The sequence below is a fragment of the Streptomyces sp. NPDC008125 genome (genome assembly GCF_042957125.1).
Classification (GTDB): domain Bacteria; phylum Actinomycetota; class Actinomycetes; order Streptomycetales; family Streptomycetaceae; genus Streptomyces.
The window spans coordinates 112577-125317 of sequence record NZ_JBIBHR010000014.1 but is presented as its reverse complement, the minus strand read 5'-3'; the positions used below and the strand labels follow the sequence as shown (position 1 = coordinate 125317).

General features: G+C 70.6%; 16 protein-coding genes and 1 tRNA gene. 2 read left to right on the top strand and 15 right to left on the bottom strand.

From position 1 onward, the window contains the following. Positions 1 to 49: 49 nt before the first annotated feature. From ACFZAX_RS23845 to ACFZAX_RS23830, 4 genes are all read right to left on the bottom strand, one after another. Positions 50 to 526, bottom strand: coding sequence for a TIGR03618 family F420-dependent PPOX class oxidoreductase (locus ACFZAX_RS23845; RefSeq protein WP_390963999.1), 477 nt, complete (start codon positions 524 to 526; stop codon positions 50 to 52). Between the two features lie 182 nt (positions 527 to 708). After that, on the bottom strand, positions 709 to 1524 hold the full coding sequence (locus ACFZAX_RS23840; protein ID WP_390963998.1) for a YceI family protein: 816 nt from the start codon (positions 1522 to 1524) through the stop codon (positions 709 to 711). A 180-nt stretch (positions 1525 to 1704) separates the two neighbouring features. Then, positions 1705 to 4197 carry an MFS transporter gene (locus ACFZAX_RS23835; protein WP_390963996.1) on the bottom strand — a complete coding sequence of 831 codons (2493 nt, stop codon included), beginning with the start codon at positions 4195 to 4197 and terminating at the stop codon, positions 1705 to 1707. A 23-nt stretch (positions 4198 to 4220) separates the two neighbouring features. Beyond that, positions 4221 to 4802, bottom strand: a complete 582-nt coding sequence (locus tag ACFZAX_RS23830) for a MarR family transcriptional regulator (RefSeq protein ID WP_390963995.1) — start codon at positions 4800 to 4802, stop codon at positions 4221 to 4223. Positions 4803 to 5115: 313 nt separating this feature from the next. On the opposite strand from ACFZAX_RS23830, the gene ACFZAX_RS23825 reads away from it, so the two are divergent. Next, complete coding sequence (locus ACFZAX_RS23825) at positions 5116 to 5331, top strand: hypothetical protein (protein WP_266706397.1); 216 nt, start codon at positions 5116 to 5118, stop codon at positions 5329 to 5331. 267 nt (positions 5332 to 5598) lie between these two features. Here the strand turns inward: ACFZAX_RS23825 and ACFZAX_RS23820 are convergent, their stop codons facing one another. The 9 genes from ACFZAX_RS23820 to ACFZAX_RS23780 all read right to left on the bottom strand — a co-directional run bounded on the left by ACFZAX_RS23820 (position 5599) and on the right by ACFZAX_RS23780 (position 10518). Next, positions 5599 to 6453: an RNA polymerase sigma factor SigF gene (locus tag ACFZAX_RS23820; protein ID WP_266706395.1), complete on the bottom strand. Its 855-nt coding sequence runs from the start codon at positions 6451 to 6453 to the stop codon at positions 5599 to 5601. Between the two features lie 234 nt (positions 6454 to 6687). After that, a complete protein-coding gene (locus tag ACFZAX_RS23815) occupies positions 6688 to 7566 on the bottom strand; it encodes a SigB/SigF/SigG family RNA polymerase sigma factor (RefSeq protein ID WP_390963994.1) in 879 nt (292 codons plus the stop codon). A 368-nt stretch (positions 7567 to 7934) separates the two neighbouring features. After that, positions 7935 to 8228: a Dabb family protein gene (locus ACFZAX_RS23810; RefSeq protein WP_390963992.1), complete on the bottom strand. Its 294-nt coding sequence runs from the start codon at positions 8226 to 8228 to the stop codon at positions 7935 to 7937. Between the two features lie 12 nt (positions 8229 to 8240). Then, the gene (locus ACFZAX_RS23805) at positions 8241 to 8405 is read right to left on the bottom strand and encodes a hypothetical protein (RefSeq protein ID WP_266706389.1); all 165 of its coding nucleotides are present in this window, start codon (positions 8403 to 8405) and stop codon (positions 8241 to 8243) included. A 160-nt stretch (positions 8406 to 8565) separates the two neighbouring features. Next, positions 8566 to 8664 (bottom strand): hypothetical protein, encoded by a 99-nt coding sequence (locus ACFZAX_RS23800; protein ID WP_390963991.1) that lies wholly within the window; start codon positions 8662 to 8664, stop codon positions 8566 to 8568. Between the two features lie 144 nt (positions 8665 to 8808). Further along, positions 8809 to 8893, bottom strand: a tRNA-Ser gene (locus ACFZAX_RS23795). A gap of 45 nt (positions 8894 to 8938) precedes the next feature. After that, positions 8939 to 9367, bottom strand: a complete 429-nt coding sequence (gene tadA / locus ACFZAX_RS23790) for a tRNA adenosine(34) deaminase TadA (RefSeq protein WP_390964094.1) — start codon at positions 9365 to 9367, stop codon at positions 8939 to 8941. A gap of 111 nt (positions 9368 to 9478) precedes the next feature. Then, complete coding sequence (locus tag ACFZAX_RS23785) at positions 9479 to 10045, bottom strand: hypothetical protein (RefSeq protein ID WP_390963990.1); 567 nt, start codon at positions 10043 to 10045, stop codon at positions 9479 to 9481. A 218-nt stretch (positions 10046 to 10263) separates the two neighbouring features. Then, positions 10264 to 10518 carry a hypothetical protein gene (locus ACFZAX_RS23780; protein WP_390963989.1) on the bottom strand — a complete coding sequence of 85 codons (255 nt, stop codon included), beginning with the start codon at positions 10516 to 10518 and terminating at the stop codon, positions 10264 to 10266. 151 nt (positions 10519 to 10669) lie between these two features. Here ACFZAX_RS23780 and upp point away from each other — a divergent pair, with 151 nt between their 5' ends. Continuing rightward, a complete protein-coding gene (gene upp / locus ACFZAX_RS23775) occupies positions 10670 to 11305 on the top strand; it encodes a uracil phosphoribosyltransferase (protein ID WP_390963987.1) in 636 nt (211 codons plus the stop codon). A 76-nt stretch (positions 11306 to 11381) separates the two neighbouring features. On the opposite strand, the gene ACFZAX_RS23770 is transcribed toward upp, so the two are convergent. Together ACFZAX_RS23770 and ACFZAX_RS23765 are read right to left on the bottom strand one after the other, a co-directional pair. Beyond that, positions 11382 to 11987, bottom strand: a complete 606-nt coding sequence (locus ACFZAX_RS23770) for a LytR C-terminal domain-containing protein (protein ID WP_390964093.1) — start codon at positions 11985 to 11987, stop codon at positions 11382 to 11384. 177 nt (positions 11988 to 12164) lie between these two features. Beyond that, complete coding sequence (locus tag ACFZAX_RS23765; RefSeq protein ID WP_266706381.1) at positions 12165 to 12461, bottom strand: type II toxin-antitoxin system VapB family antitoxin; 297 nt, start codon at positions 12459 to 12461, stop codon at positions 12165 to 12167. Between the last annotated feature and the right edge of the window lie 280 nt (positions 12462 to 12741).

Below are 12741 nucleotides of genomic sequence, written 5' to 3'. Positions count from 1 at the left end.
TCCGGGCGGTCCTCGGACGTCGTGGCGGTGGCGGTCATGGGTCCGGTCCTCAGGCGTCGGTGTCGGTCACCAGCCGGGCGGGGAAGCCGCCGGTGGCGATCGGGCCCCAGCGTTCCGGGGTGATCCGGATGATCGACTTGCCCTGCTTGACCATGGCGGCCCGGTACTCGTCCCAGTCCGGGTGCTCGCCGGAGATGTTGCGGAAGTACTCCACGAGCGGCTCGACCGAATCGGGTGCGTCGACGACCTCGGCGGTGCCGTCGATCTGTACCCAGGGGCCGTTCCAGTCGTCGGAGAGGACGACCACGCTGACCTGGTCGTTCCGCTTGGCGTTGCGGGTCTTGGCACGCTCCGGATAGGTGGAGACCACGATCCGGCCGGAGTCGTCGACCCCGCAGGTCAGCGGGGAGGCCTGCGGTCGGCCGTCGGACCGGGCGGTGATCAGCAGCGCCCGGTGGCGGGGCCGGACGAACTCCAGCAACGCGTCACGGTCGGCGGTGGTGTTGGTCGCGATGTGGGGAGCCATGCGGCCAGCCTAGAACGTGCTCCGGAAGTCCCGCTTCTCCGGCGACGCCCTGACCAGGAGTACCCACGACGCACGACGGGCCGGGCACCGGCGGAAGGCGTACCTTCCCCGGTGCCCGGCCCGTCGCGTACGGCTCGGGGGACCGCTCCGGCGTTCGGCTCGGGGGCCGCCCGGCGTACGGCTCAGGAGGGCAGCGAGTCCCCCTGCGCCGCCTGGATGTCCAGCTCCACGCGGAGCGTCGTGCCGATGGCGGAGATGCCCGCCTTCACGACCTGGTTGTAGTTCATCGCGAAGTCGTCGCGGCGCAGTTCGGCCGTGGCGCGGAACGCCGCCCTGACCCCGCCCCACGGGTCGGGGCCGGTACCGAGGTAGGTGAGATCGAGGTCGACGGGGCGGGCGATGCCCCGCATCGTCAGCTCGCCGTGCACGGTCCAGCGGTCCGGTCCTGCCGGGGTCAGCCCGGTGGAGTTGTACGCGAGCTCGGGGAACCGGTCCACGTCGAGGAAGTCCGCCGAGCGCAGGTGCTTGTCGCGCATGTCGTTGCCGGTGTCGATGCTGGCCGCGTCGATGACGGCGTCCACCCGGGAGCGGGCGACGTCCTCGGCGATCACGATCCGGCCGCTGAACTCGGTGAAGCGGCCTCGCACGCTGGAGATGCCCAGGTGCTGGGCGGAGGCGGCCACCGAGCTGTGGGCGGGGTCCAGCGACCAGTCGCCGGGCGGCGGGAGTTCCACGCCGCCCTGGCGGGCCAGGACCACGGTGCCGGCCTCGATACGGCCGCTGGCCGTGACGAGGGCGGTGGACGCGGCGGGCGCGTAACCGACGGCGGTCACGATCACCGTGTACGCGCCGGCGGGCAGCGGCTCGTCCGTGCGGGTCGCTCCGTCCTCGTCGGCCGTGGCGCGCAGTATCTGGTTGCCGGTCATGTCGGTGACCGTGACGATCGCGTGCTGGACCGCCCAGCCGTCCCGCGTCCGTACCTGTGCGCGAAGTCCCATACCGTTCTCTCTCCTTGTTCACTGACTCGCTGACTCGCTGACTCATGGAACGAGTCGGGCCCCGGCGGCGGGGCGGCAGGCCGTCCCCTGCCTGCCGCACGCGCCACCGGGGCCCATTTCCACCGGCCGGGACAGACTCTCCGCTGAAAGTGCTGTCCCGGCAGGGGGCTTATCGCCCGGTCACTCGCCGGGGTGGACGAGTTCGATGTCGTGTCCGTCGATTCCGTGACCGGTGACGGTCACGGTGCTCGCCACCGGCGGGTAGCCGGTCGCGACGACGGAGTACTCACCGGCGTCCAGGTCGGTGAAGGCGTACGCGCCGTCCGCACCGGTCGTGGAGGTGGCGACGACATTGCCCGCCGCGTCGATCAGGGTGACGCGGGCGTCCGTGAGGGCGTTGCCGGCGGAACCGGCGCGCACCGTGCCCTGGACCAGAGCACCCGCCTGGAGGGCGGCCTCGATCCGGGTGACACCCGTGCCGGCGATCTCCACCGGGAGGGCCAGCGGACGGTATCCGGCCGCGTTCACCGCGAGGGTCACCGTGCCGGGGACCAGCTCGCCGAAGGCGAAGTCGCCGGTCTCGCCGGAGGTGCCGGTGGCGAGCACGTCGCCGCGCACGTCGGTCACGATGACCATGGCGCCCTGGATCGGGGTGCCGGCCTCGGCGGCCCGCACCGTACCGGCCAGTCCGCTGGTGCCGGAGAGCAGGATGTCGAAGGCGAGCGGCTCGTCACCGACGACGATCGTGGACGCCTGCGGCTGGCAGCCGTCGGCGGACGCGATCAGCACGTAGCTGCCGTTGCCGGGGGCGTCGAGGACGTACGAGCCGTCCTCCTGGGCCACCGAACGGCCCAGCTGACGGCCGCCGAGCGAGATCAGCGTGACGGCGGCCCGGGCGACCGGAGCGTTGTCCGCGCCGCGCACCACACCGCGCACCGGGGTGCCCTGGATGACGGGCGCCTCGGTCGGGGCGACCGCCGGAGCGGCGGCCACCGGGGCGGCGACGGTCTCGGCCGGGGCGGCGACGGTCTCGGCCGGGGCGGCCGGGGCGGCGTCCGCCGGGGTGGCGACGGCGGCGGCCGGAGCCGGAGCCGGGGCGGCCTCGCCGCCGGCGTTCGTCCGCAGCGCGACCTCCTTGATGAAGATGGCGAAGAGGAAGGCGAGCAGTGCGCACGGGGCGGCGAACAGGAAGACGTCACCGACGCCGTGGCCGTACGCGGACTCGACGACCGCACGCATCGGGGCGGGCAGCGTCGCCAGGTCCGGGATGCCTCCGCCGGTGCCGCCGGTGCTCTTGACACCGAGGTCCGAGAGGCCGTCCGTCACGTAGTGGGTGACGCGGTTGGCCATGACGGCGCCGAGCGCCGAGACGCCGATGGCGCCACCGAGCGAACGGAAGAACGTGACCACGGAGCTGGCCGCACCGAGGTCCTGGGGAGCGACCTGGTTCTGCGCGGCGAGGACCAGGTTCTGCATCATCATGCCGACGCCGGCGCCGACGAGGAACATGAAGATCCCGACGTGCCAGTACGTCGTGTCGTACCGGATCGTGCCCAGCAGGCCGAGACCCGCGGTGACCAGGACGCCACCGGAGACGAGCCAGTACTTCCAGCGGCCGGTGCGGGTGATGACCTGGCCGGAGATGGTCGAGGAGAGGAAGAGACCCGCGATCATCGGGATCGTCATGACGCCGGACATCGTCGGCGACTTGCCGCGCGCCAGCTGGAAGTACTGGCTGAAGAAGACGGTGCCCGCGAACATCGCGACACCGACGAAGAGCGAGGCCACCGAGGCCAGCGTGATCGTCCGGTTGCGGAAGAGCCGCAGCGGGATGATCGGCTCGCGGGCCTTCGACTCGGTGAAGACGAACGCGGCGATGAGGACCACGACGCCCAGCAGCATCACGACGGTCTGCCAGGAACCCCAGGCGTACTTGTCGCCGGCGAAGGTCACCCAGAGCAGCAGCAGCGAGACACCCGCGCTGATGAAGAACGCGCCGGTCCAGTCGACCTTGACGTCACGCTTGACGACCGGGAGCTTCAGGGTCTTCTGGAGCACGAAGAGGGCGATGATCGCGAACGGCACACCCACGTAGAAGCACCAGCGCCAGCCCATCCAGCTGGTGTCGGTGATGACACCGCCGAGCAGCGGACCGCCCACGGTGGCGACGGCGAAGACGGCGCCGAGGTAGCCGCTGTACCGGCCGCGCTCACGCGGGGAGATCATCGCGGCGAGCACGACCTGGGCGAGGGCGGAGAGACCGCCGACGCCGATGCCCTGGACCACGCGGAAGACGATGAGCATCCCGGAGCTGGTCGAGAGACCGGCGGCGCAGGAGCCCAGCACGTAGATGACCAGGGCTATCTGGACCAGCAGCTTCTTGGAGAAGAGGTCCGAGAGCTTGCCCCAGATCGGGGTGGTCGCGGTCATCGCCAGCAGGGAGGCCGTGACCACCCAGGTGTAGGCGCTCTGGCCGCCGCCGAGGTCGGAGATGATGTGGGGAAGGGCGTTCGAGACGACCGTCGACGACAGGATCGCGACGAACATGCCGAGCAGGAGCCCGGTCAGGGCCTCCATGATCTGCCGGTGAGTCATCGGCGTGCCGGCGGGAGCTTCCGCGCCCCCGTGCTTGGCGTGGCCGCCCCGCACACCGGTTGGTGTGGTCGTAGCCATGAATGTCCTTTGCTTTGCTTCTGTTACAGAGGTGTACGGGTGTCCGTCGGGCCGTCGGCGACCGGAACGAGCCCTTCCGCGGGCTTCTCGTCCAGGTCGGAACCCTTCGGGACGCTGGGTCCGGTGAGCCGCGCGCGACAGTCGTCGGTGTGCCGTCCGGGGGCGCACGCACTGGGCGTGCGGGCGGCGAAGCTGCCGCAGAGCCGTGCCAGCAAGGTGACGAGTTGTCCGACTTCGTCGTCGGACCAGTCCGCGAGGTTGTGTGCGAACACTTCCGTGCTCCGACGACTGAGGTCGACGAGCACGTCGTGTCCGGAGGAGGTCAGCCGCAAGATGCGGGAGCGCTTGTCCGAAGGATCGGGAAACCGCTCTATCCAGCCGCGTTCCGCCACGTGGGCGACGTGCCGACTGGTCACGGACATGTCCACGGAGAGCAGCTCGGCGAGCCTGCTGATACGCATCTCGCCGTGCTGGCCGAGGAGCGCGAGCACCGCGGCAGAGCCGCCCGGGCAGTCGGCCGGAAGAGCGCGGGAGAGACCGCGCTTCACGACCCCTATGGCGCTGAGGTGCCGGGCCAGTTCCTCGTACTGACTCCGTGCGGCCACGGGGCACCCCCAGACTTCTGCTCTGCATCTTGTTGCTTAGGGCAACCATAGAAGCCGTTGGTTGCTGCAGGCAAACGAAATGAGGCTTGCATAAGTAAAGGAACCTAAAAGGCTCCGTAGACTCCCGGTCAAAGCCGCAGCGTGTGGCTCCAGTGAGTCAACTGTGTGTCTCACACCACAGGGTGAGTCGATCTAAGTGCTCATGTTGACGGCGGGCGGTGTTGTGGAGATGAGGGGAATGTCCGTACGAACCGGCGCCCGCCTGTCCCCCAGGGGTTGGGCGGAAGGCCCGAGTTCGCTAGGGTCCTGGCCCATGGCACACAACCCCCACGCCCCTCAGCAGGGCCCCGCGGGCAATGACGACCCGGCGGGCAGCACGCAGATGTTCCGCGCCTTCGTCGACGACGGAGAGCCGCAGCGCCGGCCGCAGCAGGCCGCCCCGTCCGGTGGTCCGAAGACCGGGGTGATCGTGGCCGTCGTCGCGGTCGTCGTCGTCCTCGCCGCGGTCGCCTGGCTCGCGCTCGGCTGACCCGCGGCACCGTCCGGCCATGCGGCGGCCTCCGTCCTGCGGGGGCCGCCGACGCGTTTCCGGGCGCCGGTGCACGGCACGTGGCGCGCGGCACACAGGGAACGGCCCACGGCCGGCGGCCCGCCGCGCAGGTGCGTCACGGCGCCTGGAACCGGGAACCGGACCGGCCGGACGTACCGGGGCGCGACCCGGGGACGTCCGGGCGCGGCCCGGGCTCTGGGGGTACCGCCGGGGGCGCGTGGGCGCGTCTCCGGCGGCCGGGACCCGTCAGTCGGTGATGAGCCCCTCGCGCAACTGCGCGAGCGTCCGGGTCAGCAGGCGGGAGACGTGCATCTGCGAGATGCCGACCTCCTCGCCGATCTGCGACTGGGTCATGTTGGCGAAGAACCGCAGCATGATGATCTGCCGCTCGCGGGGGGCGAGCTTGGCCAGCAGCGGCTTCAGGGACTCGCGGTACTCGACCCCCTCCAGCGCGGTGTCCTCGTACCCCAGACGGTCCGCGAGGGAGCCCTCGCCGCCGTCGTCCTCGGGGGACGGGGAGTCGAGCGAGGAGGCGGTGTAGGCGTTGCCGACGGCGAGCCCGTCGACGACGTCCTCCTCGGAGACACCGAGCGCCTTGGCGAGCTCCGGGACGGTCGGCGAGCGGTCGAGCCGCTGCGCCAGTTCGTCGCTGGTCTTGGTGAGCGCCAGGCGCAGCTCCTGGAGCCGGCGGGGGACCCGCACGGACCACGAGGTGTCACGGAAGAACCGCTTGATCTCGCCCACGACGGTCGGCATGGCGAACGTCGGGAACTCCACCCCCCGTTCGCAGTCGAACCGGTCGATCGCCTTGATCAGGCCGATGGTGCCGACCTGGACGATGTCCTCCATCGGTTCGTTGCGGCTGCGGAACCGCGCCGCCGCGTACCGCACCAGCGGGAGGTTGAGCTCGATGAGTGTGTCGCGTACGTAGGCCCGCTCCGGGCTGTCCGTTCCCTCGGGACCGAGTGCGGCGAGCCGCAGGAACAGGGAGCGGGACAGCGTACGGGTGTCGATGGCTTCCGACGAGCTGGTGAGCACGGCAGGCGCGGGCGCGCTCTTCGTGAGCGTGAGCACCTTCGAGCTGCCCTGGTCTACGGACATGCCACCCCCTTGAGGTCGCGGACGGTCGCGGTGGCCGCGACCATCGGAGGAACGCAGCCTCCACCTGAATACCGGAGGGGAGGCTGCGGCAAACGCGGTTCCAGCAGAATGTCACATGTCGGCAACACGCTGTAGTGACATGTCGATAAGTCAGCGCCGCGTATGCGCAGGAAGCAGGGGGTGCGGGGAAGAAGGGCGCCGGAAAACCGCTTGGAGACGGTCTACCCGTTCTGGTTAGGCCTCGATCCTGTTTGCGGATCGCAGTCGGGCGAAACTTCTGGCCAAAAGTCTTGACACGTGCATCTGGGAGACGCCCAGTTCGGCACTGATCTGGGACTGTGTCAGGTTGCTGTAGTAGCGCAGCAGCAGGATCCGCTGCTCGCGCTCGGGCAGTTGCACGAGCAGGTGCCGTACGAGATCGCGGTGTTCGACCCCGGCGAGCGCCGGGTCCTCGTACCCGAGGCGGTCGAGCAGGCCGGGCAGCCCATCGCCCTCCTGGGCGGCCTCCAGCGAAGTCGCGTGGTAGGACCGGCCGGCCTCGATGCAGGCCAGCACCTCGTCCTCGGAGATCCGCAGCCGCTCGGCGATCTCGGCGGTGGTCGGGGAGCGTCCGTGAGCGGTCGTCAGGTCCTCGGTCGCCCCGGTGACCTGCACCCAGAGTTCGTGCAGGCGGCGGGGCACGTGGACGGTGCGGACGTTGTCCCGGAAGTAGCGCTTGATCTCGCCCACCACGGTCGGCATGGCGAACGTGGGGAACTGGACGCCCCGTTCGGGGTCGAACCGGTCGATCGCGTTGATCAGGCCGATGGTGCCGACCTGGACGACGTCCTCCATCGGCTCGTTGCGGCTCCGGAAGCGCGCCGCCGCGTACCGCACCAGCGGCAGGTTCGCCTCGATCAGCGCGGCCCGCACCCTGCGGTGCTCGGCCGTGCCCGGCGCGAGGTCCTTGAGCTGCCCGAAGAGCAGCTGGGTGAGCGCCCTGGTGTCGGCACCCCGGGTTCTGGCGGGGGGCGCGGAGGGGTCGGGCGTCTCCGTCTGGATGTCGTCGGACGGCTCGGTCCGGTCCTTCTGGACGGTCTGGGGAGGCACTTGAGGCGCTGCACTGGCCGGCACGGTGACGCCACCCCTTCACGGTCGACTTCGCGGTCACGCTTCATGGTCGAACTGCACGGTCGACTGACAGCCAACGTGACGGACAACTGCGGTCAATTCATCCATCAAAAGCGGTCATAGCATCACAAGACATGTCCACTGTGTGCAAGCACCGTATATAGCCGTGTTGGAGTCAAACGGGTTTAAAAACCAACAAAAGCCCCCCACCTGAGAGGCGAGGGGCTGTGACCGGCGACCGATGGGCCTTGACCGCACCGCGCGGGGGCGTCCGTACGAAGGCGGCGCCACCCGCGCGAAGGCGAGGTGCGACCGGGGCCCGAGGCGCGCGCACGACCCGTGAACGGGCCGCGCGCCGGGGCGTGCAGGGCTCAGAAGGGGTAGTCGGCGATGACCCAGGTGGCGAATTCGCGCCACTGTCCGGCCGCCGCCTGGTGTGCCGGGTGCTCGATGTACCGCACGAGCGCGTCCGCGTCGGCGACGGCGGAGTTGATGGCGAAGTCGTACGCGATGGGCCGGTCGGTGATGTTCCAGGCGCACTCCCAGAACTCCAGCTCGGGGACGAGCCCGTCCAGTTCGCGGAAGGCCTTCTCACCGGCCACGACCCGCGGATCGTCCCGCTCGACGCCGTCGTTCAGCTTGAACAGGACCAGGTGGCGGATCATCGGTGGTCGCTCCTACTTCACCAGCTCGGACATGAAGTCCCCGACGCCCTGGGCGGCGCTGGAGATGCCTTCGAACCCTACCTGGACGAGGTCGGCGGCCCTCGCGGGCGACGTGATGATCGTGTAGAGCACGAAGACCACCACGATGTAGAGCGCGATCTTCCTCGCTTGCGCCACAGCCCCTGCCTCCCCGTCGGTCCCGCGCGCGGTCGGCAGATTGTATCCGTACACCTGGTCGGATTCGGGGGTCGTGGACGATCGTTGTTCGAACGCTGCGGGAGGTCCGGCACGCGGTGCCCGGTCCCCCCGGGACCAACGGTCCTGCGACAGGGGCCTTTCACCGGTGCCGCGCGGCCCGTGCGCGCAGCCGGGCGTGTATCGCGTCGTCGAGCCCCCGGACGGTCGGAGTCGCCACAGCGTCCCCCGTGACCTGCATGCAGTGCTGTCGCTTCTGCGGCAGGGGCGAGGCTGTGTCCGCCCCTCCGGCCGTTTCCGCTGCCGACTGCCCGCATGTCGAGGTGCGCACCGCACGCAAAACACCCCCCTGATCGCGTTTCCGCAGATCAGAGGGGTGTGAGAGCGGTAGCGGAGGGATTTGAACCCTCGGTGAGTTTCCCCACACTCGCTTTCGAGGCGAGCTCCTTCGGCCGCTCGGACACGCTACCGAGAGAGAGCTTAGACCATGACGGCCCGGGATCAGAAATCAGTTGTCACAGAGCCCGGAAAAACGCCGTGAGCTGTGCCGAACACTCCTCTTCCAGGACCCCGTGGATCACCTCGGGCCGGTGGTTGAGCCGACGGTCGCGCACCACGTCGAAGAGCGAGCCGGCGGCCCCGGCCTTGTCGTCGCGCGCACCGTAGACGACCCGGTCCACGCGCGACTGCACGAGCGCGCCCGCGCACATCGTGCACGGCTCCAGGGTGACCACGAGCGTGCAGCCGTGAAGCCGCCACTGCCCGAGGGCGGTGGCGGCTCCACGTACGGCGAGGATCTCCGCGTGCGCGGTCGGGTCGCCGGTCGCCTCGCGCTCGTTGCGGCCCGTGGCGATCGTCGATCCGTCCGGTCCCAGGACGACCGCGCCGACCGGAACATCACCGGCCAGCGCCGCCTGCGCCGCCTCGTCCAGGGCGTGGCGCATCGGGGCCCGCCACGGGTCCCGTACGGGATCGGCGGCGTAGGACGCGAGAAGGGGTGTGGGGGAAGTCGGGGGCGGGGGTTCTTCGGGGGGGCGCGCGGTCACCCGCGGACCTTAGCGGACGCTCTCCAGTACCTCGTCCGCCCCCAGCGCGTCGGCGATCTCCGCCAGCGCGTCGGTGCGCAGGGTCAGCAGCGCCTGCTCGGAGAGGCCGAGGTCGGCGAGGATCGAGGCGTCCCCGATCGGTCCCGCCGGCACGGCATCGGGGTCGTCGTCCGCTTCGACGGCCCGCCGGGCGGTGGCGCCGTCGTCTCCGTGGCCGAACTCCGGATCGTCGGCCTCGTCGTCTTCGAGCCCGACGAGTTCCTCCAGAGCGGCGATCTCGTCCTCGGCCCCCGGTTCGCGGCCGAGCAGTTCGTCGGTGAGCAGGATCTCCCCGTACGAGGAACGGGCGGCGGCGGCGGCGTCCGAGACGTAGATCCGGGGGTCCTCCTCACCATCCACGCGGACGACGCCGAACCACGCGTCCTCCTGCTCGATGTAGACGAGGACCGTGTCCTCGTCCACCGAGGCGTCCCGGGCCAGATCCGTCAGGTCGGACAGGGCCTCCACATCGTCGAGCTCCGTATCGCTCGCTTCCCACCCGTCTTCGGTGCGCGCGAGCAGTGCGGCGAAGTACACCGTGACACTCCCACTGGTCAGAGGTGATATCGGTCCGACGGGAGGGCAGACGATTGTCCGACTGCGCCGAGCCCCGCCCAATCGGCATCGTGGCAGAAACATCGGCCGAGCGAGACCTCTTCGGACGTTGCGTCGGCCATCAGTTCCGCAAGGGCCCGGTCGGCGGAAGCCGCTCCGGAGCACTCCGGCGGGGGCGAACGCGCCCGTCGGAGCCCCCGTCACCAGCGGAAGGTGCGCATCCGCATCTGTTGGCGCATACGGGCCGCGCGGGCCCGGCGGGGCTGGACCCGGTCCCGCAGCTGCTTCGCCTCGTGCAGCTCACGGAGGAACTGCGCCCGGCGACGGCGGCGGGCCGCGTCACTCTCCTGCGTGTGCTCCGTGCTGGTCGGCGCGTCGCGCTCGTCGCGCTCGTCACGTGCTTCGAGTCGTCCCCGCGTCGCGGGCTCGTTCCGCTTCGGCTCCCGGTCAGGCATCCGCACACCACCCCAAGGCTGGTCCGTACGCCTCACCTTCCCCCCGAACGAGTGGATGATGCCAGTGCTGGCGTACGGGCGGACTCGGGCGGTCCCCGCCTCCGCCGGGGAGGAAGCTCGCGGCGCGCGGGAGGCCGTTAGTGTTGACGGCATGCGGATCCATGTCGTCGACCACCCACTGGTGGCGCACAAACTCACCACCCTGCGCGACAAGCGCACCGACTCCCCGACCTTCCGCCGGCTCGCCGACGAGCTGGTCACCCTGCTCGCCTACGAGGCGACCCGGGACGTGCGGACCGAGCTGGTCGACATCGAGACCCCGGTCGCGCGGACGGCGGGCGTGAAGCTGTCGTACCCCCGGCCCCTCGTCGTACCGATCCTGCGCGCCGGCCTCGGCATGCTGGACGGCATGGTGCGGCTGCTGCCGACCGCGGAGGTCGGTTTCCTCGGCATGATCCGCAACGAGGAGACGCTCCAGGCGGAGACGTACGCGACCCGGATGCCGGAGGACCTCTCCGGCCGCCAGGTCTACGTCCTCGACCCGATGCTGGCGACCGGCGGGACGCTCGTCGCCGCGATCCGCGAGCTCATCAAGCGGGGCGCCGACGACGTCACCGCCGTCGTGCTGCTGGCGGCGCCGGAGGGCGTCGAGATCATGGAGCGCGAGCTGGCGGACGCCCCGGTCACCGTGGTCACCGCCTCGGTGGACGAGCGGCTCAACGAGAACGGCTACATCGTGCCGGGTCTGGGCGACGCGGGCGACCGGATGTACGGCACGGCCGACTAGGGTCCCTCCGCACGACGACGACGGCCGGTCACAGGTGGGGTGACCGGCCGTCGTCGTGTCCGTGCGAGCTTCCCGCTCAGCAGGCGGAGGAGGCGGGGGCGGGGGCGGGCTTCGTCAGCGCCGTCAGCGCGGCGGCGGCGGCCTGCGGGGTGCTGAACGCCGTGAACCGGGTGCCCAGGATCAGGTCCACCTCGGCGTTCTCGCGGGCCTCGGTCTTCCGGGCGATGCCCGGCAGCTGGGTCTCCAGGACCGGGAACGCGCTGTCGGCGGCGGTCGGCGGGCCGAGCAGCAGACCGGTGCCGGGGACCTTCTTGTCGTACGCGGCGGGAGCGTTGCCCACCTCGCCGATCTTGAAGCCGCGCTTCTTCAGCTCGTCGGCGGCGGATTTGGCCAGGCCGCTGCGCGGGGTCGCGTTGAAGACGTTCACCGTGATCCGGTTCGGCGCGGGCAGCGTCTTCACGGCCACCGCCTGCTTCGGAACGGTCGCGCACTCCCGCTTGTGGTCGGCCGCCTGTGCCTTCGTGTCGCCGCCCGAGTAGACGTCGATGAGCTGCAGCGTGCCCCAGCCGGCCAGCCCGAGGGCCGCCAGGGAGGCGACGACGGCGAGGGCGAGCCTGCGGCGGTGCCGGGGGCGGCGCATCCGGGGATAGGCGTTGCCCGTGATGCGGTACTTTCCGCCCATGCCGGGGGGAGTGAGCATGCTCATGTGCGCAGCGTAGTGCGGGCCGCCGATGTTGCGTACTAAATGATCAACCGATGGCACCCGCATGCGTCGGAAAACACTCGAAAGGGCCCGACGGTGCGGAGTCCGGCGCGGTGCGGTGGTAGGGGGCGGCCCGAGCCGCACCGGGTGGTGCCGTCAGCCGAGTTCGAGCACGCGGGCGTGGAGCACCTGGCGCTGCTGGAGCGCGGCGCGGACCGCCCGGTGCAGCCCGTCCTCCAGGTAGAGGTCGCCCTGCCACTTCACGACGTGCGCGAAGAGATCGCCGTAGAAGGTGGAGTCCTCGGCGAGAAGCGTTTCCAGGTCCAGCTCGCCCTTCGTGGTCACGAGCTGGTCGAGGCGAACCGGGCGCGGCGCGACGTCGGCCCACTGGCGGGTGCTTTCCCGGCCGTGGTCGGGGTATGGCCGCCCATTTCCGATGCGCTTGAAGATCACACGGAAAGCCTACCGGGGAACAACCACCGTGCGCAGCCGGGGAAGGGGGTCCTGATGTCGGTCGAAAGTGAGTGAATCCCCTGAAAACGGAAGGGTGATCTCCTGCAGAAGCGGTGACGAAGGGGTGTACATCACGCCGACGCCCCTGGAACGAGGGGGAGTTCGCCCGCCTCGGGTGGCCGGTGGAGGGAGGGTGGGTGGTGTCGGGGTGAACGGGAGCGGTCCCCGGCCCCCGGCGCGGGCAGCGGCGCGCACCGCGCCTCCGCGCCCCGGCCCGCGC

Coding starts and splice junctions, on each gene's coding strand:
- ACFZAX_RS23845 (WP_390963999.1), bottom strand. CDS start 526: ATGGCTCCCCACATCGCGACCAACACCACCGCCGACCGTGACGCGTTG.
- ACFZAX_RS23840 (WP_390963998.1), bottom strand. CDS start 1,524: ATGGGACTTCGCGCACAGGTACGGACGCGGGACGGCTGGGCGGTCCAG.
- ACFZAX_RS23835 (WP_390963996.1), bottom strand. CDS start 4,197: ATGGCTACGACCACACCAACCGGTGTGCGGGGCGGCCACGCCAAGCAC.
- ACFZAX_RS23825 (WP_266706397.1), top strand. CDS start 5,116: ATGGCACACAACCCCCACGCCCCTCAGCAGGGCCCCGCGGGCAATGAC.
- ACFZAX_RS23820 (WP_266706395.1), bottom strand. CDS start 6,453: ATGTCCGTAGACCAGGGCAGCTCGAAGGTGCTCACGCTCACGAAGAGC.
- ACFZAX_RS23810 (WP_390963992.1), bottom strand. CDS start 8,228: ATGATCCGCCACCTGGTCCTGTTCAAGCTGAACGACGGCGTCGAGCGG.
- ACFZAX_RS23800 (WP_390963991.1), bottom strand. CDS start 8,664: ATGCAGGTCACGGGGGACGCTGTGGCGACTCCGACCGTCCGGGGGCTC.
- tadA (WP_390964094.1), bottom strand. CDS start 9,367: ATGCGCCACGCCCTGGACGAGGCGGCGCAGGCGGCGCTGGCCGGTGAT.
- ACFZAX_RS23780 (WP_390963989.1), bottom strand. CDS start 10,518: ATGCCTGACCGGGAGCCGAAGCGGAACGAGCCCGCGACGCGGGGACGA.
- upp (WP_390963987.1), top strand. CDS start 10,670: ATGCGGATCCATGTCGTCGACCACCCACTGGTGGCGCACAAACTCACC.
- ACFZAX_RS23770 (WP_390964093.1), bottom strand. CDS start 11,987: ATGGGCGGAAAGTACCGCATCACGGGCAACGCCTATCCCCGGATGCGC.